General features: G+C 47.5%; 23 protein-coding genes and 1 other RNA gene. 11 read left to right on the forward strand and 13 right to left on the reverse strand.

The window, feature by feature from the left end; genetic code table 11:
* Positions 1-14: 14 nt before the first annotated feature.
* A complete protein-coding gene (gene lepB / locus ACMV8I_RS09595) occupies positions 15-992 on the reverse strand; it encodes a signal peptidase I (RefSeq protein WP_498864991.1) in 978 nt (325 codons plus the stop codon).
* Between the two features lie 26 nt (positions 993-1,018).
* A complete protein-coding gene (gene lepA / locus ACMV8I_RS09600) occupies positions 1,019-2,818 on the reverse strand; it encodes a translation elongation factor 4 (RefSeq protein WP_498864992.1) in 1,800 nt (599 codons plus the stop codon).
* Positions 2,819-3,212: 394 nt separating this feature from the next.
* On the opposite strand from lepA, the gene ACMV8I_RS09605 reads away from it, so the two are divergent.
* On the forward strand, positions 3,213-4,034 hold the full coding sequence (locus ACMV8I_RS09605; protein WP_498864993.1) for a DUF308 domain-containing protein: 822 nt from the start codon (positions 3,213-3,215) through the stop codon (positions 4,032-4,034).
* A 68-nt stretch (positions 4,035-4,102) separates the two neighbouring features.
* Here ACMV8I_RS09605 and rseC read toward each other — a convergent pair whose 3' ends face one another.
* The 4 genes from rseC to rpoE are packed head-to-tail and all read right to left on the reverse strand — an operon-like array spanning position 4,103 to position 6,806.
* Positions 4,103-4,582 (reverse strand): SoxR-reducing system protein RseC, encoded by a 480-nt coding sequence (gene rseC / locus ACMV8I_RS09610; RefSeq protein WP_498864994.1) that lies wholly within the window; start codon positions 4,580-4,582, stop codon positions 4,103-4,105.
* Positions 4,583-4,599: 17 nt separating this feature from the next.
* On the reverse strand, positions 4,600-5,550 hold the full coding sequence (rseB, locus tag ACMV8I_RS09615; protein ID WP_498864995.1) for a sigma-E factor regulatory protein RseB: 951 nt from the start codon (positions 5,548-5,550) through the stop codon (positions 4,600-4,602).
* Positions 5,550-6,200 (reverse strand): anti-sigma-E factor RseA, encoded by a 651-nt coding sequence (gene rseA, locus ACMV8I_RS09620; RefSeq protein WP_498864996.1) that lies wholly within the window; start codon positions 6,198-6,200, stop codon positions 5,550-5,552. The genes rseB and rseA overlap by 1 nt, the downstream gene beginning before the upstream one ends.
* Before the next feature lie 30 nt (positions 6,201-6,230).
* A complete protein-coding gene (gene rpoE / locus ACMV8I_RS09625) occupies positions 6,231-6,806 on the reverse strand; it encodes an RNA polymerase sigma factor RpoE (RefSeq protein WP_498864997.1) in 576 nt (191 codons plus the stop codon).
* Between the two features lie 214 nt (positions 6,807-7,020).
* Between rpoE and nadB the strand changes: the two genes are divergently transcribed.
* Positions 7,021-8,622 (forward strand): L-aspartate oxidase, encoded by a 1,602-nt coding sequence (gene nadB / locus ACMV8I_RS09630; RefSeq protein WP_498864998.1) that lies wholly within the window; start codon positions 7,021-7,023, stop codon positions 8,620-8,622.
* A gap of 52 nt (positions 8,623-8,674) precedes the next feature.
* On the opposite strand, the gene trmN is transcribed toward nadB, so the two are convergent.
* On the reverse strand, positions 8,675-9,418 hold the full coding sequence (gene trmN, locus ACMV8I_RS09635) for a tRNA(1)(Val) (adenine(37)-N(6))-methyltransferase TrmN (RefSeq protein ID WP_498865034.1): 744 nt from the start codon (positions 9,416-9,418) through the stop codon (positions 8,675-8,677).
* 160 nt (positions 9,419-9,578) lie between these two features.
* On the opposite strand from trmN, the gene srmB reads away from it, so the two are divergent.
* Positions 9,579-10,910 carry an ATP-dependent RNA helicase SrmB gene (srmB, locus tag ACMV8I_RS09640; RefSeq protein WP_498864999.1) on the forward strand — a complete coding sequence of 444 codons (1,332 nt, stop codon included), beginning with the start codon at positions 9,579-9,581 and terminating at the stop codon, positions 10,908-10,910.
* Positions 10,911-10,988: 78 nt separating this feature from the next.
* On the opposite strand, the gene grcA is transcribed toward srmB, so the two are convergent.
* Complete coding sequence (gene grcA / locus ACMV8I_RS09645; protein WP_498865000.1) at positions 10,989-11,372, reverse strand: autonomous glycyl radical cofactor GrcA; 384 nt, start codon at positions 11,370-11,372, stop codon at positions 10,989-10,991.
* A gap of 348 nt (positions 11,373-11,720) precedes the next feature.
* On the opposite strand from grcA, the gene ung reads away from it, so the two are divergent.
* Entirely contained in the window at positions 11,721-12,401 is a 681-nt protein-coding gene (gene ung / locus ACMV8I_RS09650; protein WP_498865001.1) for a uracil-DNA glycosylase, read from the forward strand.
* Between the two features lie 65 nt (positions 12,402-12,466).
* On the opposite strand, the gene grpE is transcribed toward ung, so the two are convergent.
* Positions 12,467-13,054: a nucleotide exchange factor GrpE gene (gene grpE, locus ACMV8I_RS09655; RefSeq protein ID WP_498865002.1), complete on the reverse strand. Its 588-nt coding sequence runs from the start codon at positions 13,052-13,054 to the stop codon at positions 12,467-12,469.
* 135 nt (positions 13,055-13,189) lie between these two features.
* Here grpE and nadK point away from each other — a divergent pair, with 135 nt between their 5' ends.
* The 3 genes from nadK to bamE all read left to right on the forward strand — a co-directional run bounded on the left by nadK (position 13,190) and on the right by bamE (position 16,301).
* Entirely contained in the window at positions 13,190-14,068 is an 879-nt protein-coding gene (gene nadK, locus ACMV8I_RS09660; RefSeq protein WP_498865003.1) for an NAD(+) kinase, read from the forward strand.
* 114 nt (positions 14,069-14,182) lie between these two features.
* Positions 14,183-15,844, forward strand: coding sequence for a DNA repair protein RecN (gene recN / locus ACMV8I_RS09665; RefSeq protein ID WP_498865004.1), 1,662 nt, complete (start codon positions 14,183-14,185; stop codon positions 15,842-15,844).
* Between the two features lie 112 nt (positions 15,845-15,956).
* Complete coding sequence (bamE, locus tag ACMV8I_RS09670) at positions 15,957-16,301, forward strand: outer membrane protein assembly factor BamE (RefSeq protein WP_497231278.1); 345 nt, start codon at positions 15,957-15,959, stop codon at positions 16,299-16,301.
* Positions 16,302-16,377: 76 nt separating this feature from the next.
* Here the strand turns inward: bamE and ACMV8I_RS09675 are convergent, their stop codons facing one another.
* Positions 16,378-16,662: an RnfH family protein gene (locus tag ACMV8I_RS09675; protein WP_498865005.1), complete on the reverse strand. Its 285-nt coding sequence runs from the start codon at positions 16,660-16,662 to the stop codon at positions 16,378-16,380.
* Positions 16,655-17,089 (reverse strand): type II toxin-antitoxin system RatA family toxin, encoded by a 435-nt coding sequence (locus ACMV8I_RS09680; RefSeq protein WP_498865006.1) that lies wholly within the window; start codon positions 17,087-17,089, stop codon positions 16,655-16,657. Before ACMV8I_RS09680 ends, ACMV8I_RS09675 begins: the two co-directional genes overlap by 8 nt.
* Positions 17,090-17,246: 157 nt before the next feature.
* On the opposite strand from ACMV8I_RS09680, the gene smpB reads away from it, so the two are divergent.
* From smpB to ACMV8I_RS09700, 4 genes are all read left to right on the forward strand, one after another.
* Positions 17,247-17,729 (forward strand): SsrA-binding protein SmpB, encoded by a 483-nt coding sequence (gene smpB / locus ACMV8I_RS09685; protein ID WP_497231276.1) that lies wholly within the window; start codon positions 17,247-17,249, stop codon positions 17,727-17,729.
* 49 nt (positions 17,730-17,778) lie between these two features.
* Positions 17,779-18,142, forward strand: a transfer-messenger RNA (tmRNA) gene (gene ssrA, locus ACMV8I_RS09690).
* Between the two features lie 193 nt (positions 18,143-18,335).
* Positions 18,336-19,526, forward strand: coding sequence for an integrase domain-containing protein (locus tag ACMV8I_RS09695; protein ID WP_498865007.1), 1,191 nt, complete (start codon positions 18,336-18,338; stop codon positions 19,524-19,526).
* A 31-nt stretch (positions 19,527-19,557) separates the two neighbouring features.
* Positions 19,558-20,637, forward strand: coding sequence for a DNA cytosine methyltransferase (locus ACMV8I_RS09700; protein WP_498865035.1), 1,080 nt, complete (start codon positions 19,558-19,560; stop codon positions 20,635-20,637).
* Positions 20,638-20,670: 33 nt separating this feature from the next.
* Here the strand turns inward: ACMV8I_RS09700 and ACMV8I_RS09705 are convergent, their stop codons facing one another.
* Entirely contained in the window at positions 20,671-21,399 is a 729-nt protein-coding gene (locus ACMV8I_RS09705) for an MAE_28990/MAE_18760 family HEPN-like nuclease (RefSeq protein ID WP_498865008.1), read from the reverse strand.
* Positions 21,400-21,401: 2 nt separating this feature from the next.
* Positions 21,402-22,460 (reverse strand): DUF262 domain-containing protein, encoded by a 1,059-nt coding sequence (locus ACMV8I_RS09710; protein ID WP_498865009.1) that lies wholly within the window; start codon positions 22,458-22,460, stop codon positions 21,402-21,404.
* Positions 22,461-22,477 lie beyond the last annotated feature (17 nt).

Here is a 22,477-nt window from a genome sequence, read left to right on the forward strand (position 1 = left end):
TAGCCGGCATTAAATTAATGAAGTCCACCGATACGGCTCAGGCGTACGCCCGTTGGCCACTCACCTTCCTGCTTTTTAAAACTCATCCAAATACCGGATGCGCGGCCGACCAGATTTTTCTCAGGTACAAAGCCCCAGTAACGGCTGTCAGCGCTGTTATCACGGTTGTCGCCCATCATGAAGTAATGGCCGGCCGGAACAACCCAGGTACCCATAGGCTGGCCCGGTTGCTGATAGTAAGCACCAAGCTGATCGCGCGCGCCGGGAACAGTCAGAATACGGTGCGTCACATTGCCCAGCGTTTCCTGGCGTTCGAGCAGTCGAATTCCATCTTGCGGCACGCTGCCCGACGGGGGTATTTCAAAAAAGCCGTTGCTGGCTTCGCTGCCAGAAGACTGGCCAAAGGTTTGCACGAAATCACTTGCATGACCTGCATCATAGGTCACGGCCAGCGCAGTACTACAATTTTGTCCGCTATTACAGGCTGATTGAACGGTGACTTCCTTGCTGAAAGGATTGTAAGTCACGCGGTCACCTGGCATGCCAACTAAGCGTTTGATGTAGTCCAGACTTGGATTCAGCGGATATTTAAACACCACCACATCGCCACGTTTAGGCTCACCCGTTGGGATAAGTTTGGTTTGTGTGATCGGATCTTTCAGGCCGTAAGCATATTTCTCAACGACAATGAAATCGCCAATCAGCAGGGTCGGCATCATCGAACCAGATGGAATTTGGAAAGGTTCGTAAATAAATGAACGAACGACGAACACCACCAGTAATACCGGGAAAACAGAAGCACAGGTTTCAATCCAGCCAGGCTGTTTAGCCGCTTTATTCAATGTATTCTCATCAACCGCACCCGCAGTTTCAACTTTCAGTCTGGCAATTTTCTCCCGACGAGCGGGAGCAAGCTTGAAACGATCCAAGCACCAGATCATCCCGGAAACCAGCGTTGCAATCGCCAGAATCAGGGCAAACATGTTAGCCATGCATACTCCTACGATTTATTGAGGGCTTATTTGCCGTCTTTACCAACATGGAGAATAGCCAGGAACGCTTCTTGCGGTAGCTCAACGTTACCCACCTGCTTCATGCGTTTCTTACCATCTTTCTGTTTTTGCAACAGTTTCTTTTTACGGCTCACGTCACCGCCGTAACATTTCGCAATTACGTTTTTACGTAATTGCTTAACGGTGGCTCGCGCAATGATATGAGCACCAATAGCGGCCTGAATGGCGATGTCAAACTGTTGACGCGGGATAAGTTCCTGCATTTTTTCAACCAGCTGACGTCCACGGGACTGCGAATTACCACGGTGAGTGATCAGTGCCAGCGCATCGACACGATCGCCGTTGATCAACACGTCAACACGCACCATGTCTGAGGCCTGGAAACGTTTAAAATTATAGTCAAGCGAAGCATAACCACGTGACGTTGACTTCAGACGGTCAAAGAAATCGAGCACCACTTCTGCCATCGGGATTTCATAGGTCAACGCAACCTGATTGCCGTGGTAAACCATGTTGGTCTGGGTGCCACGCTTTTCGATACAAAGTGTGATAACGCTGCCCAGATACTCCTGCGGCATCAACATGTGACACTCAGCGATAGGCTCGCGCAACTCTTCGATATTATTCAGCGCTGGCAGCTTCGACGGGCTATCAACGTAGATGATTTCTTTGCTGGTGGTCTCAACTTCGTAAACAACCGTCGGTGCCGTGGTGATCAGATCCAGATCGTATTCGCGTTCCAGACGCTCCTGAATGATCTCCATGTGTAGCAGACCCAGAAAACCGCAGCGGAAGCCGAAGCCCAGCGCAGTAGAACTTTCTGGTTCGTAGAAAAGTGAGGCATCGTTCAGGCTGAGTTTGCCGAGAGCATCACGGAAGTTTTCATAATCGTCGGAGCTGACCGGGAACAAACCGGCATATACCTGCGGTTTTACTTTCTTAAAACCAGGCAGAGCTTTATCAGCCGGGTGGCGTGACTGAGTGAGCGTATCGCCCACTGGCGCGCCGAGGATGTCTTTAATCGCACAAACCAGCCAGCCAACTTCACCGCAGCCCAACACATCGCGATCGACACGTTTAGGCGTGAAGATACCAAGGCGATCGGCGTTATAAACCTGACCGGTGCTCATCACTTTGATTTTATCGCCCTTTCTCATCGTGCCGTTCTTAATACGGACCAGAGAAACCACGCCGAGATAGTTATCGAACCAAGAGTCGATGATCAACGCCTGCAATGGCGCGTCAGGATCGCCTACTGGCGGCGGAATATCACGCACCAGACGTTCCAAAATATCAGGTACGCCAACACCGGTTTTAGCAGAACAGCGCACTGCGTCTGTTGCATCAATACCCACGATGTCTTCAATCTCCTGAGCGGCGCGATCCGGATCGGCGGCTGGCAGGTCGATTTTATTGAGAACCGGTACAACTTCCAGATTCATTTCCATGGCGGTGTAGCAGTTTGCCAGGGTCTGAGCTTCAACTCCCTGACCTGCATCGACCACTAACAGCGCACCTTCACACGCAGCCAGTGAGCGCGAAACTTCATAAGAGAAGTCGACATGGCCTGGTGTATCGATGAAATTTAGGTGGTAGATCTCGCCATCTTTGGCTTTATAGTCCAGCGTAACACTCTGGGCTTTGATGGTGATCCCTCGTTCACGTTCCAGATCCATTGAGTCAAGAACTTGCGCTTCCATTTCACGATCGGACAAGCCGCCGCAGATTTGAATAATACGGTCGGACAGCGTCGACTTACCGTGGTCAATGTGGGCGATGATGGAAAAATTTCTTATGTTCTTCATTATAAAGATTTTCTACCTTGGTATTTCTGAATCATTCGCCATAACAACACAGCGACGGTTTGTAGGTTGGCTGTCTTTCGCCTGAGTCGCAGCATTCTACATGTGGGGACCGCGAAAACCTAGCCTCCCCGCCACCTAACTGAGCATTATGCCTATCTTCCCATTACGGAATGCAGCAGCGAATGCAATAAGTTGTAAGCAAGTCTTCCTGATGACCCTCTCTGCCTCGTGGCACAACGCATGACGTGACAGGACTTTAGGAAAATGCTCATTTACTCATCAGCAAAAAAAACTTTAAATAGCTGTTATAAAAAGATTTATTTAGAATCTATTTCAATTTCTTTGAATGTTTGTTTTACCTTACTTTTCTCAATACGGTCACAAGGTTAGCATCATGATCAATGAAGGACGGTTGCTTAGTCAGCATGGCTTTGCCAGAGCCAATTCTTGGATCATTATGATTCTTGCTGCGCTATTAATGGTGGGAGGCGCAATAGAGTTCGTATTCCTTCTTGCTTTGGGAAGAACGGGGAGCGATGGACTGCATATTATTACGCTCTCGGCTATTTTCAGTATTGGCTTAGGCATAATTTTATTCATTCTCAGGCACTACACCAAACCTAAACAAATTTACCAACTGCATGAAAATGGAATATTGGTGATTAACGAAAGTGACAAAAAACACCGTTTTGTCCCTTTCGACAGAATAACGGAGATTTACCGTTACAGAACCGGTAAATATACCCGAAAAATATTAGACACCATGGCTTTTCGCGAGGGGAATGATAAATACTGGCATAGGATCACCCCAAACATCACCCACGCAGAAAGGCTGATTGAAGTCATAAAGAATGAGCAACTCATGTCGCGTGGCCCGCAGGCGTTGGCTATTCTGGCTAACGATGGGAGTTTTTCCTTCACCTATTTAGCAGAATCAACGTCCAAACTTCAGCACTTATTCAGAGCTAATTTGTTGATGTTGAATGAAAAAAAGATAAGACTCAGTGCGCGCTTTATTACGTCGGATGAAGGGCTATGTATTCCTGTCGAAGATGTGCAATATATTAGCGGGGGAAGTAATAGCCAGCTTGTCCGTCTGCTGGATGCCAATGGCAGAATTCTTTTCTCCATGCTTTATACATCGTTACTCAGCGCCGACCTGTTTATCGCTCTCATTGAGCATATGATCCAAAACCGCATCCCGGTAAGAAATTAATATAGATTTGGTAATAGATAAGGGACGGGAGAACAAGGTTCGCTGGCTATTAATAGACAGCAAAACGATCAGGAAGATATCTGAGGTTTTTCATTGTGGAAACGGAATGTATCAGGCGGCAGACCAATTTGTAAAATAATGGGCTGATAACCAGACTGATTTTCAAGTCTGGAAGCCAGGATTCGTGCAACTAAAAAGCCCAGCCCGCCTCCTGCGATAGCGCCAATGACTGAGTATAAATCCCCTTGAGTTAGCCATTGCAACAGCCCTCCTCCCAGGATCACACCCAATAACGGCGTCATGTAAACTAATAAAGCGGAATATAGAAGACTAGTTTCAGTGATACCTAACTCAACTTTTTGGCCTGGCTCAAGCTTTTGTTCCACATGAATCTGAAGATTATGTTCAGTTTGCGGACCGAGCTCATTGAGGACACGCGCTCCGCAGCCAGATCGCGAATGACAGCTGCTACAGCCAGCCTGCGTCTCGCAACGCAGCTTTGCAATACCATCTTGCCACGAAATGACTGTAGCCCACTCTTTCATCATCTTGATTGCCTTACCTTTTACTGCGCATCGAAGTCAACACTATCAGCAACTCTCTTCGCTGTTGAAGGCGGTAGCTCTCCTACAACGGTAATTTCATTGGCGTTACGGATCTCTGTTTGCACCGTCCGACGCCCTTGCCTGACTAACTGCTCGGCAGGTGGGTTAGTGGTGGTATTCACGTTGACAGAGAAGCTGAATAATCCATCAGAATAGAGACGCGATTCTATCGCAACCGGCATATTTGGCAAGTTTCTGCGACTGCTTGCCACTTCAGTAACGCCATCAGGTAACCACTTAGGTTGCCAGTTAAATTGGGCTTTGTCCCCGCTGGGTACTGAAAGCACCGGTGGCAATGCTGCTTTCTCTAATTTCGCCAAGGATTCTTTCACCGCATCATCAGCAACAAAAGAGATAATACGGAATTGCTCCAGAGTCTCGCCATCACGATCCTGTAAATCTACCCGCAGCGGCAACTTCGTGGTTTCATCAATCCATATGACATAGCTGAAACGTGTGCCATCGCGCGATACAACTCTTATCACCTGGCTTAGCCGATCAACAACGCGCGCTCTGCCAACGGGAATAAAGTCATAATATTTTGCCAATCTGGCAAAATCGCTGAACACAATTGTCGGCAAAGAATCAACGATATGATCGCCATCCAAAGTGAAAGGCTGCAGACCGGTTTCGAAATAACTAATGTCTTTGCCGCGTTGAACAATTTCACGGCGAGGCCCGTCCATGAGAACTAACTGCGCGAGAGGGATATTGTTGGAGAGAGCATGACGATAACGATAGGAATCTATTCCCTGCTTCGTGATGCTGATAAAAGCGATTTCATAATTTAATGACTGGCTCGCCTTACTCATCTCTTGCAATAACGCCTCGGAGGTTGGTTCCGCCGAGGCAATCATTGGAGTAAGCAGGCTGCCTGTCAGTAAACAAACGGCAAACCAAATTTGCTTCATTACTGCGTTTGCATTCCTAAAGACTGAGTTCCGGGTACCTGAACAGCGGCCTGCTGTGGCGTAACAGATTCCAACTGAAGCTGATCAGAATGCAATCTGCGCTGCAGTTCGTAATCCTGCAAAATGGCATTAACACGTTTGCGTTGTTCCTGCACATTTTGCTGTCCATTCAGTGACGTACTGTCGTTGTTTGGCACACCAAAGCTGACTGGGGAGGCTTTACCCATCATCGGCAACGTATTGAACGTAGGCGTTTCAGGTGCAGCACCGGATGCGTCTGGTTGATTGTAGTGCTGTACACCAGCAATCACCGCAAGGGAAACACAAGCTGCAACGCCAACCTGAGTCAGTTGGCTAGCCCATGGGCGAACCTTATGCCAGAACGGCATTTTCTCCCAAACATGTGGCTGCGGCTGAGATTCAGGAACGGCACCGGGGACCAACTTAGCAGGTTCATTAGCTAATGCAGCAGCTACACGATCTGCGATATCCAGATGCACAACATTTCCCATATCACCGCGCATAGTGTCGCGGATCAAGTGATAACTCTGCCAGTTTTGCTGAAGCGTTTTATCTTCCGACAGCGAACTCAGCAGTTCGGAATCTAAGACTTCACCATCCATCAGAGCGGAAAGCTTTTCTTTCTGCATGTCTAAGTACCCTTCCTGTGTCCGCTATCGTTAACGCTGAATCAGCGGTTGAACTTTATTATCAATTGCTTCCCTGGCACGGAAAATACGGGATCTGACTGTGCCGACGGGGCAATCCATGATGGAGGCTATTTCTTCATAGCTCAGTCCATCTAACTCCCTCAAGGTTATCGCCATGCGAAGATCTTCAGGAAGCGCTTCAATAGTACGGAAAACTATCTGCCGTAACTCTTCTGACAACATCAAGTTCTCAGGGTTCGAAATTTCTTTTAACGCGCCGCCACTTTCGAAGTTTTCTGCATCGCTGGCGTCCACATCACTGGCTGGCGGGCGACGCCCTTGAGCCACTAAATAATTTTTCGCTGTGTTGACCGCAATACGGTACAACCACGTGTAAAAAGCACTATCGCCTCGAAATGACTCCAATGCACGATATGCCTTAATAAATGATTCCTGAACCACATCAGGCACATCGCCTTGTGGTACGTAGCGGGAAACCAGGCTCGCTACTTTATGCTGGTAACGGATAACCAGTAAATTGAACGATTTCTGATCGCCCTTCTGGACCCGCTCAACCAGAACCTGATCGGCTAACTGCTCGCTCATTCGAGGTAACATCTCCCCAAAACCATCTCCGCGCGTAAAGTCGTACTGCCAGCTGCCATAATTATATTCCTGAGCAAGTACTGCTTGGAGTTCACATGGAACATTAAGTTCCACATCGCCATTGTTTTTTATATTGAAGTCTTAAGTCCGTGGCTTTTGCCAGGATGTTTAGGCTAACATGAATTTCCCTCTTCTTCTGCAAACATCATACGTTATGCAACCTTCATCTGAATTTGTCAGCGATGTATTGATTATCGGGAGTGGTGCTGCCGGATTGTCTTTGGCTTTACGACTTGCAGACCACTGTAGCGTTACTGTACTCAGCAAAGGACCTTTAAACGAAGGCGCAACCTTTTACGCTCAGGGCGGCATCGCCGCAGTGTTCGATGAGCAGGACAGCATTGCCTCACACGTCGACGACACACTTATCGCTGGTGCCGGATTGTGTGATAAAGAAGCCGTCGAATTCATCGCCGGAAATGCGCGCACCTGCGTGCAGTGGTTGATTGACCAGGGCGTCTTGTTTGATACCGAAACGAACGCCAGCTCTGAGGAGCGTTATCACCTGACTCGTGAAGGCGGCCACAGTCACCGGCGCATACTTCACACCGCCGATGCAACGGGTAAAGAAGTAGAGACCACGCTAGTAGGGAAAGCAAGACAACACCCAAATATTTGCGTAAAGGAACGCTATAACGCCGTTGACCTGATCACCTCCAGTAAAATTGGCCTGGCAGGAACGCAGCGCGTGGTAGGCGCTTATGTTTGGAACCGTGAGAAAGAGCATGTAGAAACACTGCGTGCAAAAGCGGTGATCCTCGCCACAGGTGGCGCGGCAAAAGTGTATCAGTACACCACCAACCCTGACATTTCTTCAGGCGACGGTATTGCGATGGCCTGGCGTGCCGGATGCCGTGTTGCGAACCTGGAATTCAATCAGTTCCATCCCACCTGTTTATACCATCCACAAGCCAGAAACTTCTTGCTGACTGAAGCCCTGCGCGGCGAGGGTGCCTTCCTCAAACGCCCGGATGGCAGCCGTTTTATGCCGGATTTCGATGAGCGTGGCGAGTTAGCTCCCCGTGACGTTGTGGCGCGCGCCATTGACCATGAAATGAAACGACTTGGCGCAGACTGTATGTACCTTGATATCAGTCATCGCCCGTCAGAATTCATCATGCAGCATTTCCCGATGATTTATGAAAAGTTGATGTCGTTGGGGATTGATCTCACGAAAGAGGCAATACCTATCGTTCCCGCTGCGCACTATACCTGTGGCGGCGTGATGGTTGACCAACATGGGCGCACCGATCTGGATGGTCTATATGCAATTGGTGAAGTGAGCTATACCGGCTTACATGGTGCTAACCGTCTGGCATCAAATTCTCTGTTGGAGTGTCTGGTGTATGGCTGGTCAGCGGCAGAAGACATCATTAAGCGCCTGCCGCACGCCAGACTGGCGAAGCATCTTCCCCTGTGGGACGAAAGCCGGGTCGACAATTCCGATGAGCAGGTCGTCATTCAACATAACTGGCATGAGTTGCGTCTGTTTATGTGGGACTACGTGGGCATTGTACGCACGACCAAGCGCCTGGAACGCGCACTGCGCCGCATAACTACCCTGCAACAGGAAATTGATGAGTACTATGCCAACTTCCGTATTTCCAACAACCTGCTGGAATTACGTAATCTGGTTCAGGTCGCTGAATTAATTGTCCGCAGTGCAATGGAGCGCAAAGAAAGCCGCGGATTGCACTTCACGCTCGATTATCCTGATCAGTTGGAAAACCCGCAGCCAACCATCCTCCAACCGTAAGTACGGTTCCATAAACAGTGCGAGGGACCGCATTGTTTTAAATACCGCCAATTTAATAATTCAGATAAAAATCTGCAATCAGTGCACGAAACGCCGGGCTATAGATGCCTTCACTTTCACGTAAATCCAATTCCTGAGCATCAATCTCAGCGGGCTGACGTGATAAAGTCAGTAGCAAACGGTTCAGCGCTTTACCCGGGCGATCGCGCACGGCGAGTCGGCGGACCGTAAACCATCCTTGCTGATGTGCATTATTTTCCAGGGTCAAACCCAGGTCATAAGGCAGTACCACGCAAAATATCCCCTGAGGCATCAATAGCTTTTCGGCACACTGCAACAGCGCCGAGTGGGTCAGCGTTTGGGTATAACGCGCCGTATTACGCGCTTCGTCGCGACAGGCAACGGCAGATTCAAAATAAGGAGGGTTACTGACGATTAAATCGTAGTGGGCCGGATGCGTTTGTGCGACGACATTGATATCCTGCGCAAAGACATTGAGACGTTCCGCCCAGGGTGAGGTCTGAAAATTTTCTTTCGCCTGATCCGCTGCGGGAAGATCAAGTTCGGCAGCATCAACAATGACGGGCGAGGAAGTCCGCTGTGCCAGCATCAGAGCAATCAGGCCACTGCCAGAACCAATGTCCAGAATACGCGATGCCTGCTCTACGGGTGCCCAGGCTCCCAGTAAGACGCCATCAGTGCCCACTTTCATGGCGCATCGATCGTGGGCGACAAAAAACTGCTTAAAAGTAAAACCATTACGCCGCAAAGGCTGACTGGCACTGACGTCTTTCACCACATTATTCACCGTTAAAACCATCAGCGAGACGGTCCGATATTCAAAACTGTCGTAGCATAGGGCAAACAACTGCCAAGGAAAAGCTGTGGTAACCGCTTAAATAGGTGAAGATCGCGTCTAACACGTCTATAATCGGCGCCCCAAGTAGAGGTAGACCATGACTGTAACCAATTTTTCCGAACTCGAACTCGATGAACGCCTTTTAAACGCCCTAAGCGAAAAAGGCTATAGCCGCCCGACTGTCATTCAGGCAGAGGCAATTCCGCCTGCAATGGACGGACGCGATGTGTTGGGTTCGGCTCCTACCGGCACCGGCAAAACAGCAGCGTTCCTGTTGCCTGCATTGCAGCATTTGCTGGATTTCCCGCGTAAGAAATCTGGTCCGCCACGAATTCTAATCCTCACGCCAACGCGTGAATTAGCCATGCAAGTTGCCGACCAGGCTCGCGAACTGGCTAAGCACACCGATCTGGATATCGCGACGATCACCGGCGGTGTGGCGTACATGAACCACGCCGAAGTATTCAGTGAAAATCAGGATATCGTCGTTGCGACGACCGGCCGTTTGTTGCAGTACATCAAGGAAGAAAACTTCGATTGCCGCGCAATTGAAACGCTGATCCTTGACGAAGCTGACCGCATGCTGGACATGGGTTTTGCTCAGGATATCGAAACCATTTCTGCCGAAGCCCGCTGGCGCAAACAGACGTTGCTGTTCTCCGCCACGCTGGAAGGCGAAGCGATTCGCGAATTTGCCGAGCGCATTCTGACTGAGCCGGTAGAAATCGAAGCCGATCCTTCACGCCGTGAACGCAAAAAAATTCTGCAATGGTACTACCGCGTCGATGATGTTGCGCACAAGACCCAGATGCTGATCCATTTGCTCAGGCAAGAAGATGTCACCAAATCAGTGATCTTCGTGCGTAAGCGGGAACGTGTGCATGAACTGGTGGCGTGGTTGCGTGAGGCAGGGATCAACTCCTGCTACCTCGAAGGCGAAATGGTACAGGTCAAGCGTACAGAAGCCGTGAAGCGTATGGTTGAAGACCGCGTTAACGTACTGGTTGCTACCGATATCGCCGCTCGCGGCCTGGATATCAACGACATCAGCCATGTCTTTAACTTCGACCTGCCGCTGACTGCCGATACCTATCTGCACCGTATTGGTCGTACCGGTCGTATGGGGCGTAAAGGCACGGCAATTTCGTTTGTTGAAGCACATGACCATCTGTTGCTGGGTAAAATCGGCCGTTATCTCAATGAGCCGTTAAAACCACGTGTCATTGATGAACTGCGTGCGAAAACCAAAGCACCAAGCGAAAAGACCACCGGTAAGCCATCCAAAAAAGTACTGGCGAAGCGTAAAGAGAAGCAGAAAGAAGCGCAGGTTAAGTCTAAGGTGAAAGTGAAAGTGCGTCACCGTGACAGTAAAAATGTGGGCAAGCGGCGCGTTAAAGCCGAAACTGAAACCAAAGATTTTTCTAAATAATCTGCTGATTTCATTAATAAAAAAACCGCCGAAGGCGGTTTTTTTTATTACATCATATCGATATTTCTGCCGAAACCCTTACAGGCTTTCGGTGAAAGTACGGGTGATGACATCACGTTGCTGTTCTGGAGTCAGGGAATTAAAACGCACCGCATAACCAGATACACGAATAGTTAGCTGCGGATATTTTTCCGGATGCTTGACCGCATCTTCCAGAGTTTCACGACGCATCACGTTGACGTTCAGATGCTGACCACCTTCAACGCGAACGGTCGGCTGGAACTCCATCGGCACTTCACGATATTCGATCTGACCCAGATCGCTCACTGCAACGATTTGATCTTCGGCAAAACCAGCTTTAGCACAAACACAACGTGCTTCAGCTTTCTCATCATCAAGCAGCCAGAAAGAGTTCTTCAGCGCTTCATTGTTGGCTTTAGTAATTTGGATTCCGGTGATCATGTATTGCCTCCGTTAATAACTACGAAACTGAGATTTTTAACATGACTGTCGTACAAAACTAACGCCAGTCTTCTGTTACCTGATATCAGGTATAACAGTTGAAGACCCCGCATTCTTTGATAAATATCAACTTTAAACCTGTGGGTATTCGGGCCGCATGGCAAATTAATGTTTTATATCAATTTTTGCCAGCCAACTATTTCAATTTAATTTGAAAAACATCAATTATTTTTGCACTCAAACAGCCTGTGTGAGCCTTTTCTGCAATCATTGCGCAGCATGGTTTCACTGCTATGCGCTTGCAGGTAAGCTAACGCGATTGAAATTATAGAGAAAAGGAGCGCGTTAATGTCTACCACTCTCACCTGGCATGACGTTATTGGTGCCGAAAAAGAACAGCCCTACTTCGTTGACACCCTGAAGTACGTCGCCAGCGAACGCGCTGCCGGCAAAATTATTTATCCGCCACAGACTGATGTCTTTAGCGCCTTCCGCTCAACGGAACTCTCGGATGTCAAAGTCGTGATCTTGGGTCAGGACCCTTACCATGGCCCCAATCAGGCTCATGGTCTCTCCTTCTCCGTCCGCCCCGGCATCCCTGCTCCACCTTCCCTGGTCAATATTTACAAAGAGCTGGTGACGGATATTCCCGGCTTCGAACGCCCTGCGCACGGCTATCTGCAAAGCTGGGCCGATCAGGGGGTATTGCTGCTTAATACTGTGTTGACCGTTGAAGCAGGTCAGGCGCATTCCCACGCAAAATTAGGCTGGGAGACGTTCACCGATAAAGTCATCGCTGCACTCAATGAGCATCGCGATGGCGTGATCTTTCTGCTCTGGGGATCTCATGCGCAGAAAAAAGGCAACTTCATTGATGCTCAACGCCATCATATTCTTAAAGCACCGCATCCTTCACCGCTGTCAGCCCATCGCGGTTTTTTGGGTTGCAAACACTTTTCCACAACCAATGCCCTGCTTGAGAAACAAGGACTTAACCCCATACACTGGACACCAGTGCTACCAGCTTAAAGGTCCTATCTGCTTAAAATATAAAAGGCATCCCGCAGGATGCCTTTTATCAGATCACAACGGAATCAAGCTTTAGCTTTAGACACCGCAACCATCGCAGGACGAAGCAAGCGCCCGTTCAGACGGTAACCTTTCTGCATTACCATCATCACGTGGTTCGGCTCAAGATCTTCCGATTCCATCAGCGTCATGGCCTGATGCAACTCTGGGTTAAATGGAACATGAATATCGCTCACGACTTCCATACCAAATTTTTGTACCGCATCCAAAAGGGATTTCAGTGTTAACTCCACCCCTTCAATCATACCAGCCAGTTCGCCATTGGACTTATCGGCCAGATCCAGTGCGCGCTCCAGATTGTCGATCACAGGCAGCAATTCGCTGGAGAATTTTTCCAGAGCGAATTTGTGCGCTTTCTCAATGTCCATCTCAGTGCGGCGGCGAATGTTTTCCACTTCCGCCTTGGCGCGCAGCAGACTATCGCGTTCGCGCTGCTGAGCTTCGTTCAACTGAGCTTCAAGCTCTGCAATACGCTCGTCGCGCGGATCAACGACGTCTGCCGCCTCAGTTTCCGCTCCCGTATGCAGCGCTTGTTCCTGATTTAACTCATCCGAGACTTGCTCGTTAGGCGTTTTATGTTCTTTACTACTCATGAATTTCTCCGCGTTTTAGCATTAATCTTGCTACTGGGCTTATTATGGGGATCAAAACCGCCGTTTCAAGGTTTGCTTTCAAAGGTTCGAACATTATGCAGGCGTTAAAAAAGCTTCCTGAGGATAACCACAGCGATGAATAAAAAATTTGAGTGCATAGGCATTGTCGGCCACCCACGCCATCCTTCCGCGCTCGCCACCCATGAAATGCTTTATCACTGGTTAGTCTCGAAAGGTTATGAGGTCGTCGTTGAACGCCAGGTCGCTCAGGATCTTAAACTTAAAGGTGCGCAAACCGGCAGTCTTGCCGATATTGGTAAAAAAGCCGATCTGGCTGTGGTTGTCGGTGGTGATGGCAATATGCTCGGCGCAGCGCGCGTTCTGGCGCGTTATGACATTAAAGTCATTGGTATCAACCGTGGAAATCTTGGTTTTCTCACCGATCTCGATCCGGACAACGCCCTGCAGCAACTCGATGATGTCCTGAAAGGGGAATATATCAGCGAACAGCGCTTTCTTCTGGAAGCCATGGTGCGCTGCCAAGATCGCCAGTGTCGGATGAGCACCGCGATTAACGAGGTGGTTTTGCACCCCGGCAAAGTGGCGCATATGATTGAATTTGAAGTTTATATTGATGAAAAATTCGCCTTTTCCCAGCGTTCAGATGGATTGATCATTTCCACCCCAACAGGTTCTACGGCGTATTCATTATCCGGAGGAGGTCCGATTTTAACCCCGACGCTGGATGCCATTGCGCTGGTGCCGATGTTCCCGCACACCTTGTCGGCCCGTCCGTTGGTCATTAACAGCAGCAGCACCATCTGCCTGAAATTTTCCCACATCAGCAGCGACCTGGAAATCAGCTGTGACAGCCAGATTGCGCTACCCATTCAACAGGGAGAAGAAGTCGTGATCCGCCGCAGCGAGTATCATCTGAATCTCATACATCCTAAAGATTACAGCTACTTCAACACATTAAGCACCAAGCTCGGTTGGTCAAAAAAACTGTTCTGATGGAATACATCTCACAGAATACTAAAAAATAGTGCGCCGGAGACTTTACTGTATATAAAACCAGTTTATACTGTATGTAATTACAGGTCTGTTTTTATGTACAGGAAGGTGATCATGCTGGCGCAATTAACTATCAGTAACTTTGCCATTGTTCGTGAGTTAGACATCGATTTTCACCGCGGTATGACGGCCATCACTGGCGAAACCGGTGCGGGTAAATCTATTGCGATTGACGCGCTGGGCTTATGCCTTGGCAACCGTGCTGATGGTAGCACCGTGCGCCTTGGGGCCGCGCGCGCAGATATCTGTGCCCGCTTCAATCTGGCCGATACACCTTCTGCAAAACAGTGGCTGGCGGAAAACCAACTGGATGAAGGCAATGATTGCCTGCTGCGTCGAACCATCAGCGCTGACGGCCGCTCTCGGGGCTTTATCAACGGTACGCCGGTCCCGCTTTCCCAACTGCGGGAGGTCGGCCAACATCTAATCCAGATCCACGGCCAGCATGCGCACCAGCTTCTGCTCAAACCCGAGCATCAAAAACAGCTGCTGGATGCCTACGCCGATCAGCCAGCGCTGCTGTCACAAATGCGTCAGGCCTATCAGAATTGGCACTACAGCTGCCGCCTGTTGGCGCAATATCAGCAGCAGGTGACGGAACGCGAGGCACGCCGCCAACTGCTGCAATACCAGTTGAAAGAACTGAATGAATTCTCGCCGCAGGCGGGAGAATACGAACAGATTGATGAAGAGTACAAACGCCTGGCGAACAGCGGACAACTCCTGTCGTTAAGCCAGAGTGCGATTTACCTGCTGGCCGACGGTGATGATCAAAATATTATCAGCCTGTTGCATACCGCTAAAAATCATCTGGCTGAACTGGTTGAACTCGATAGTAAAATGAATGACCTGATCGGCATGCTTGACGATGCTTCCATCCAAATCAGCGAAGCGAGTGACGAGCTTCGCCATTACGGCGAACAGCTTGATATGGACCCTAACCGCCTGTTCGAACTGGAGCAACGCCTGTCGCGCCAAATGAGCCTGGCTAAAAAACATCGCGTACCTGCTGAAACGTTGCCGGAATTACACCGCCAGTTGCTTGAAGAACAACAAGCGTTGGACGATCAAGAAATAAATCAGGCCGAACTAAGCGAGACAGTGAATTTGCATTATCTTCAGGCACTGGATATCGCCAAGCAGCTCCATGACAAGCGGCAGTTTTTCGCCGATGAGCTGGCACGTCTCATCACGGAAAGCATGCAAGCACTCTCCATGCCACACGGTAAATTCAGGATTCAGGTGCAGTTCGTACCAGAGCATTTAAGTCAGGAAGGCGCGGACCGCTTAGAGTTCCAGGTCACCACCAACCCAGGGCAACCTTTGCAGGCATTGGCAAAAGTCGCTTCCGGCGGCGAGCTTTCGCGTATCGCTTTGGCGATTCAGGTGATCACTGCACAAAAAATGGAAACGCCGGCACTGATTTTTGATGAGGTTGATGTGGGTATCAGTGGCCCAACGGCAGCCATTGTCGGCAAACTACTGCGTCAGTTGGGTGAATCCACTCAGGTCATGTGCGTTACGCATTTACCGCAGGTGGCCGGTTGTGGCCATCAACATTATTTCGTCAGCAAAGACACTGATGGCGAAGTGACTGAAACACAGATGAGCCCGCTCGATAAAAAGGCCAGATTGCAGGAACTTGCCCGTCTGCTGGGTGGAAGCGAAGTGACGCGACATACGCTGGCGAACGCAAAAGAACTGCTGGCAGCGTGAAAAGGTCAACTTTTTTACAGTTCTGCGGTCATACAGGTGCCCCGCAAAGGTTTCAAACTGATGAAAGGTCTATTATCATCGGCATCTTATGCCCTAAAGGAATGTAATGACTATGCGCTGTAAAACGCTAACTGCCGCCGCAGTAACTCTCGTAATGCTGACTGCGGGCTGTTCCACACTGGAAAAGGTGGTTTATCGGCCTGACATCAATCAGGGGAACTATCTGTCTCCTGCTGATGTACAAAAAATTCATACCGGTATGACCAAGCCACAAGTTGCTTATATTCTTGGTACACCGATGCTGCATGATCCGTTCGGCAATAACACCTGGTACTACGTTTTCCGTGAACAGCCGGGCCATCAGGACGTAAAACAGCAAACACTGACGCTGACCTTTAACGAAGCAGGTACGTTAACGAACATGGATAACAAGCTTAAATTAGACAGTAAGAATTAATTTCCCGTCAGATGGTGATGGCAATAAGCCGCCAGCACTCATCCTCAGGGTAAAAAAATAAGGCGCCCAAAGCGCCTTATTTTTTGGAGCGTTCGGCACGTAATCGTCGAAGCTCTTTGGGGTCAGCAATCAGCGGACGGTAAATTTCAATACGATCGCCATCATCAACAATATCTCTCAGTTTCACCGGGCGGCTATAAACACCAACCTTGTTACTTGCCAGATCGATGTCAGTTCGTAGTTCCAGCAAACCTGATGCCTGAATAGCCTGTTCGACTGTGCTTCCTGATTCCAGCTTGACCGTACGCAGATACTGGCGTTCCGGCAATGCGTAAACAACCTCAACGCAGATCTCAGGCACTGTAAACCTCTTTGGCACGCAGGGTGAAAGCCTGAACCATGCTACCGGCCAGTTCTTTGAAAATTTTACCGAATGCCAGCTCAATCAATTTATTGGTAAATTCAAAATCTAAATTAAGCTCGACCTTACAGGCCTCAGAGCTGAGCGCAATAAAATTCCAGCCCCCCATCAACTTACGAAATGGGCCATCCACGAGTTGCATATCAATACGCTGGTTACTGAACAGCATATTCCGCGTAGTGAAGGTTTTGCTAATACCGGCCTTAGAAACATCCACGGCAGCAATCATAGACTCGGGGCTTTGTTCTAAAATTCGGCTACCGGTACAACCCGGCAAAAATTGCGGATAAGCATCAACATCGTTTACTAAGTTGTACATCTGCTCCACGCTAAACGGCACAAGCGCAGAACGACTTATCTGTGGCATATCATTTCCCAGGTGTCATAAATCGCGCAAATTATACCATTTATCGACCACGAGACAAAAAACTACCTGACCAGTTAAGCAACAAAGGCCAAAATCCTCAGGCTGTTGCCCGGTAGGGATTTCATTCGTCAACGCTTACAGTATAATAAGTATCACTATGACAAATAAAAAAGCACATAAACCCGGTTCCGCAACCATTGCGATGAACAAACGCGCTCGCCATGAATTCTTCATCGAAGAAGAGATCGAGGCGGGGCTTGCTTTGCAAGGTTGGGAAGTTAAATCGATGCGCGCTGGCAAAGCGAACATCACTGACAGCTATGTCACCTTCAAGGATGGGGAAGCCTATCTATTTGGCGCGACTATCCAGCCTTTAAGTGTCGCATCCAGCCACGTTGTTTGCGACCCAACCCGCACCCGTAAATTACTGCTCAACAAACGTGAATTAGAAACGTTGCTCGGCAAGGTCAGCCGTGACGGCTACACCATTGTTGCGCTTTCCATGTATTGGAAAAATGCCTGGAGCAAAGTCAAAATTGGCCTGGCTAAAGGTAAGAAAGAGCACGACAAGCGGGACAACATTAAAGATCGCGAGTGGAAAGTAGACAAAGCTCGGATCATGAAGAACTCAAACCGCTAAGCTACTGGCTTAGCGCACCTATTTTCTGATATAGTGCACGACAGTACTTGGGGCTGATTCTGGATTCGACGGGATTTGCGAAGCCCAAGGAGCATGCCGAGGGGCGGTTGGCCTCGTAAAAAGCCGCAAAAAAATAGTTGCAAACGACGAAAACTACGCACTAGCAGCTTAATAACCTGCTTAGAGCCCTCTCTCCCTAGCCTCCGCTCTTAGGACGGGGAATTTAGAGAGGTCAAACCAAAAGAGATCGCGTGGACACCTTGCCTGGGGTGAAAGCGTTAAACCCAATCAGGATAGTTTGTTAGTGGCGTGTCTGTCCGCAGCTAACCGGCGAATGTAATGACTAGACTAAGCATGTAGTGCCGACGGTGTAGTAATTTCGGACGGGGGTTCAAATCCCCCCAGCTCCACCAAATAACGTTCCGGTTATTACCAGATAAGTCCGGAGAAGTCCTGAAAGCCCGCATCCCTACTAGGTTTGCGGGCTTTTTTGTGTCTGTAGTAGTCCGAGGAAATCCGCCTTAAGCCGGAGTCTATTGGTATACGAATTGGTATACGCTAAGATGTATACCAATAAACGTATACCAATTAAGGGAAGATCCTTACATGGCGCGGACTACACGCCCCCTCACCCATACCGAAGTACAAAAAGCTAAAGCCCTCGATAAAGACCTGACCCTGCATGACGGTGATGGGCTCTTTTTGCTGGTCAAAACCACCGGCAAGAAAATTTGGCGTTTCCGCTACCAGGTTCCTAACACTTCAAAACGTACTATGATCAGCCTTGGCGCTTACCCTGCCCTCTCCTTGGCCGATGCCAGAGAAGTACGTGCTGAAAAATTAGCAATGCTAGTCCGTGGGGTAGATCCGCAAGCGAGCGCTGAAGAAGAGGCGGAGAACCTCCAGATAGCTCAGGAAAGTATTTTCGGGAACGTGGCGCGTAAATGGTTTGAGTTGAAAGAAAAACACGTTAGCGCAAACCATGCGAAAGATATTTGGCGTTCTATAGAAAAGGACATCTTGCCCAGTATCGAAAATATTCCCGTTAAAGAGCTGAAAGCACGCACGCTGATTCAAGTGTTAGAACCAATCAAAGCACGCGGAGCATTAGAGACGGTCAGGCGGTTAGTTCAGCGCATAAACGAGATAATGATTCATGCCGTCAATGTGGGTTTGCTCGATGCCAACCCGGCTTCGGGTATTGGTAATGCTTTTGAGCGGCCAAAGAAAGAGCATATGCCGACCATACGGCCCGAAGAGCTGCCTAAACTGATGCGCACCATCGCGATGAGCAATTTATCGATACCTACCCGCTGCCTGCTTGAATGGCAGTTACTGACGCTCATACGCCCTTCTGAAGCTTCTGCAACAGCCTGGGCAGAGATCGATATCGAGAATAAGCAGTGGTGTATTCCAGCAGAACGGATGAAGGCGAAACGCGATCATATCGTCCCGTTGTCAGAACAAGCTTTAGAGCTGCTGGAAATCATGCAGCCTATTAGTGGTAACCGTCAGTACGTTTTCCCTAGTCGCAACAACCCGCGTAAGCCCATGAACAGCCAAACGGCAAATGCTGCGTTGAAACGTATCGGGTATGGGGGAAAGCTTGTTGCTCACGGTTTACGTTCAATCGCCAGCACAGCCATGAATGAAGCAGAGTTTAACGCTGATGTTATTGAGGCAGCATTAGCACATTGCGATAAGAACGATGTTCGACGCGCTTATAATCGGTCGACTTACATTGAGTTGCGGCGTGAACTAATGGATTGGTGGGGTGCCCAAGTTAGAGGCCGTTAAAATGACAAAGAGTTTGCCGTCGATGTTGGATATGTTAACTGATACAATGACTATAGATTTTGACCAACTACAGAGAAATATTTTGAAAATCAAGGCAATAGATCTTTTTTGCGGCGCAGGTGGCCTTACTCACGGACTAAAAACAGCAGGCATTAATGTTGTAGCTGGTTATGACATTGAGGAATCATGCCGCTTTGCCTTTGAACATAACAATGATTCTAGTTTTATTAATAAAGACATTACAAGCTTGAGCGGTGAGGAAGTAACAAAGCTGTTTGATGATGCAGATGTTACTATCCTTGCTGGATGTGCGCCATGCCAACCATTCTCAACTTATGGCAGAACCAAAAATAAGCAAAAAGATGATAAATGGTCTCTTCTATACTCATTCTCAAGAATCATTGATGAATGCAGACCAGATATCGTTACTATGGAAAATGTTCCAGGTTTAATGGCTCAAAACATTTTCCGAGATTTTTTACAAAATCTTGAGAAACATGGTTATTTTGTAGAATACAAAATTGTATTTTGTCCTGACTATGGACTACCACAAACTCGCAAAAGATTGGTATTATTAGCCTCTAAACTTGGTCCTATATTTTTAAAAGAACCATCTCATCAGAAAGGGAATTATGTCAGCGTCAAGGATGCAATAGCAAAACTACCTAAACTTGAAGCTGGTAAAAGCGACTCCAAGGATTCATTACATCGTTGTTCGTCGCTTAGTCCTTTAAACTTAGAAAGAATAAAAGCATCTAAACCCGGAGGGGATTGGCATGACTGGCCTATTGAGTTACGTGCAACTTGCCATTTAAAGGATTCAGGTAAATTTTTCCGCAGTGTCTATGGCAGAATGAGTTGGGATGAGCCAAGTCCGACAATTACTACTCAGTGCTATGGTTTCGGCAATGGTCGGTTCGGCCATCCAGAGCAGAATAGAGCAATCTCTCTAAGAGAAGCGGCTTTACTACAAACCTTCCCCAAAGATTACCACTTCTTTAAAAAAGGAGAAACTCTGGACATAGCATCTCTGGCTAAAATGATTGGGAATGCGGTTCCTGTTAAGTTAGGGGAAGTAATAGGCATGAGTATAGTCAAGCACTTACAATGAATTTGAGGGCGTGTAAAACTGCGCGCCCTTATTTTATAAAGTAACTTTGTAATTAGCATTAATTAAATAATCATCAAAACAATTAATGACAGCTAGAAGATATTTCTTGGTTACTTCAATATGTTCCTTAGCAGTAGATATAGTCAACTCACCTCCACATTCTGAAAATGATATTTCACCATGCGCTAATTTATTTCTTGTGAGCGTAATAATTTGAATGACACCCTTCCCATCTTTAACTGGACGTTTTATTGATGTATTTATTGTTCGAGGAATGTTTAAGTTCACACCCATTCTTTGGGCTAACGTTCTAATATTTTCATTATCCCAATTACCTCCTCCACCCTTAGGTATTTCCAAATCAAAAGGCATGTTGTTTAAGAAAAAGCCACATATACTGAGGGCTTTTTCCAATCTTTTCTCTGGAGGCAGTGAGTCATGTGTTCCTGCAATATATCTTAGCCAAAGAGACTGAATTTCATTGCGTAACACTCCAATGCCGTTATTATTAACTTCATTAACAACGGCCTTCTCAACAGCCTTCAGCAATAATGTTACTGTTGATTCAACTAAATTGTAAAGGTGTAAATAAACACCAGCGAACAGTGTTTTTTGCAAAATAGGATCTATTGACATCTCTTCGTTTTGTATTTTAAGCAAAGTAGAACCAGTCATTATCCCCTTATCTAAAAAGAATAAAAACTGATAATACTCATCTATTTCCTTCACTCTATCTGCATAAGTAGTTCGTACATTTTCCATATTTATTGACCATATCTTGCAGCAACAAATTGAATTCTTCCTGTTAGTTTTTTCTTGGCATTCGCGCCATCTGACCTCACTTCAGCATTAAACTCTTTGCTTGAAACCCAATCAACATTAACATTTCTTTGCACCGCAAACTCAGGGTGTTCTTTGATATAAAGATACGTACCGATTGATATCGCCTCATACCTAGAACGGGGTGTTGTTCCTGCAGATGCTATTTTTCTGAATCCATTAGGGAAGTTATTATCAATAAAAAGCATCGTTGAAAGAAATCTCTGTTCATACTCTGCACGGAGTCTCTCATTTTTTGTAAACTCCTCATTCATTTTTCTAATATATTTAAAAATAAACCTTGACACATCGTCAGAATAACCTTCCAGACCATCACCATATGCAAAAAACCTAGAAACCAACTCTTCTCTTTCACGCTGATCGTGCTGTTTTTTTGATACCGGTGCTAATTTTTTGAAAAGATCATTCTCTGACAGAGAAATTATCATACTCATGAATTCACCGCGTAATGCCCCACGACGAACCTCTGCTGAATTAGCTACCTTACTCCCCGTATTTATTCTCTCGAAAAGATCAAATCTTGACTCCTCATCAGCGGCAGAATTTAATACTATCCCTCTTAATGATCTATTCTTTATTTTGCGCTGTCTTGACTCTGGCAGATCGGAAAACTTAAGACCATTTGCAGCTGGAATTTTTTCCACATTTTGCATAACAAGATCATCGTATAAGTAGTCTTTAATAGTTCTTAATCTCTGTGAACCATCGACAATTTCCAATTTACCTGTTGCTGGATCCTCCCAGAAAAAAATGAATGGAATCGGAAGTCCAATTAAAATTGATTCAATAAATTTAGATTTCCTATCCTCTTCCCAAGTAAAATTCCTTTGGTATTCTGGCACAAGATATTCTTGATTTTTCATTTTTAATGCTAAAATTTCTAACGTAAACTCAGATATAAAATATTCGATCCTTTTAGAGCAACTAGCAATTTGGAGTTCAGCCAGTTCTATCTCCGCTAACACTTCGGGTTTGCGACTCATAATATCCTACTCCTTAT

The sequence above is a fragment of the Ewingella sp. S1.OA.A_B6 genome, assembly GCF_049889095.1.
Lineage (GTDB): Bacteria > Pseudomonadota > Gammaproteobacteria > Enterobacterales > Enterobacteriaceae > Ewingella.

Bases quoted from the DNA above. Each gene is read 5' to 3' on its own strand.
- recN (WP_498865004.1), top strand. From the start codon at position 14,183: ATGCTGGCGCAATTAACTATCAGTAACTTTGCCATTGTTCGTGAGTTA.
- rseA (WP_498864996.1), bottom strand. From the start codon at position 6,200: ATGCAGAAAGAAAAGCTTTCCGCTCTGATGGATGGTGAAGTCTTAGAT.
- ACMV8I_RS09695 (WP_498865007.1), top strand. From the start codon at position 18,336: ATGGCGCGGACTACACGCCCCCTCACCCATACCGAAGTACAAAAAGCT.
- lepB (WP_498864991.1), bottom strand. From the start codon at position 992: ATGGCTAACATGTTTGCCCTGATTCTGGCGATTGCAACGCTGGTTTCC.
- rseB (WP_498864995.1), bottom strand. From the start codon at position 5,550: ATGAAGCAAATTTGGTTTGCCGTTTGTTTACTGACAGGCAGCCTGCTT.
- rpoE (WP_498864997.1), bottom strand. From the start codon at position 6,806: ATGAGCGAGCAGTTAGCCGATCAGGTTCTGGTTGAGCGGGTCCAGAAG.
- ACMV8I_RS09605 (WP_498864993.1), top strand. From the start codon at position 3,213: ATGATCAATGAAGGACGGTTGCTTAGTCAGCATGGCTTTGCCAGAGCC.
- smpB (WP_497231276.1), top strand. From the start codon at position 17,247: ATGACAAATAAAAAAGCACATAAACCCGGTTCCGCAACCATTGCGATG.
- grpE (WP_498865002.1), bottom strand. From the start codon at position 13,054: ATGAGTAGTAAAGAACATAAAACGCCTAACGAGCAAGTCTCGGATGAG.
- ACMV8I_RS09700 (WP_498865035.1), top strand. From the start codon at position 19,558: ATGTTAACTGATACAATGACTATAGATTTTGACCAACTACAGAGAAAT.
- nadB (WP_498864998.1), top strand. From the start codon at position 7,021: ATGCAACCTTCATCTGAATTTGTCAGCGATGTATTGATTATCGGGAGT.
- ACMV8I_RS09680 (WP_498865006.1), bottom strand. From the start codon at position 17,089: ATGCCACAGATAAGTCGTTCTGCGCTTGTGCCGTTTAGCGTGGAGCAG.
- srmB (WP_498864999.1), top strand. From the start codon at position 9,579: ATGACTGTAACCAATTTTTCCGAACTCGAACTCGATGAACGCCTTTTA.
- rseC (WP_498864994.1), bottom strand. From the start codon at position 4,582: ATGATGAAAGAGTGGGCTACAGTCATTTCGTGGCAAGATGGTATTGCA.
- lepA (WP_498864992.1), bottom strand. From the start codon at position 2,818: ATGAAGAACATAAGAAATTTTTCCATCATCGCCCACATTGACCACGGT.
- nadK (WP_498865003.1), top strand. From the start codon at position 13,190: ATGAATAAAAAATTTGAGTGCATAGGCATTGTCGGCCACCCACGCCAT.
- grcA (WP_498865000.1), bottom strand. From the start codon at position 11,372: ATGATCACCGGAATCCAAATTACTAAAGCCAACAATGAAGCGCTGAAG.
- ung (WP_498865001.1), top strand. From the start codon at position 11,721: ATGTCTACCACTCTCACCTGGCATGACGTTATTGGTGCCGAAAAAGAA.
- bamE (WP_497231278.1), top strand. From the start codon at position 15,957: ATGCGCTGTAAAACGCTAACTGCCGCCGCAGTAACTCTCGTAATGCTG.
- ACMV8I_RS09710 (WP_498865009.1), bottom strand. From the start codon at position 22,460: ATGAGTCGCAAACCCGAAGTGTTAGCGGAGATAGAACTGGCTGAACTC.
- ACMV8I_RS09705 (WP_498865008.1), bottom strand. From the start codon at position 21,399: ATGGAAAATGTACGAACTACTTATGCAGATAGAGTGAAGGAAATAGAT.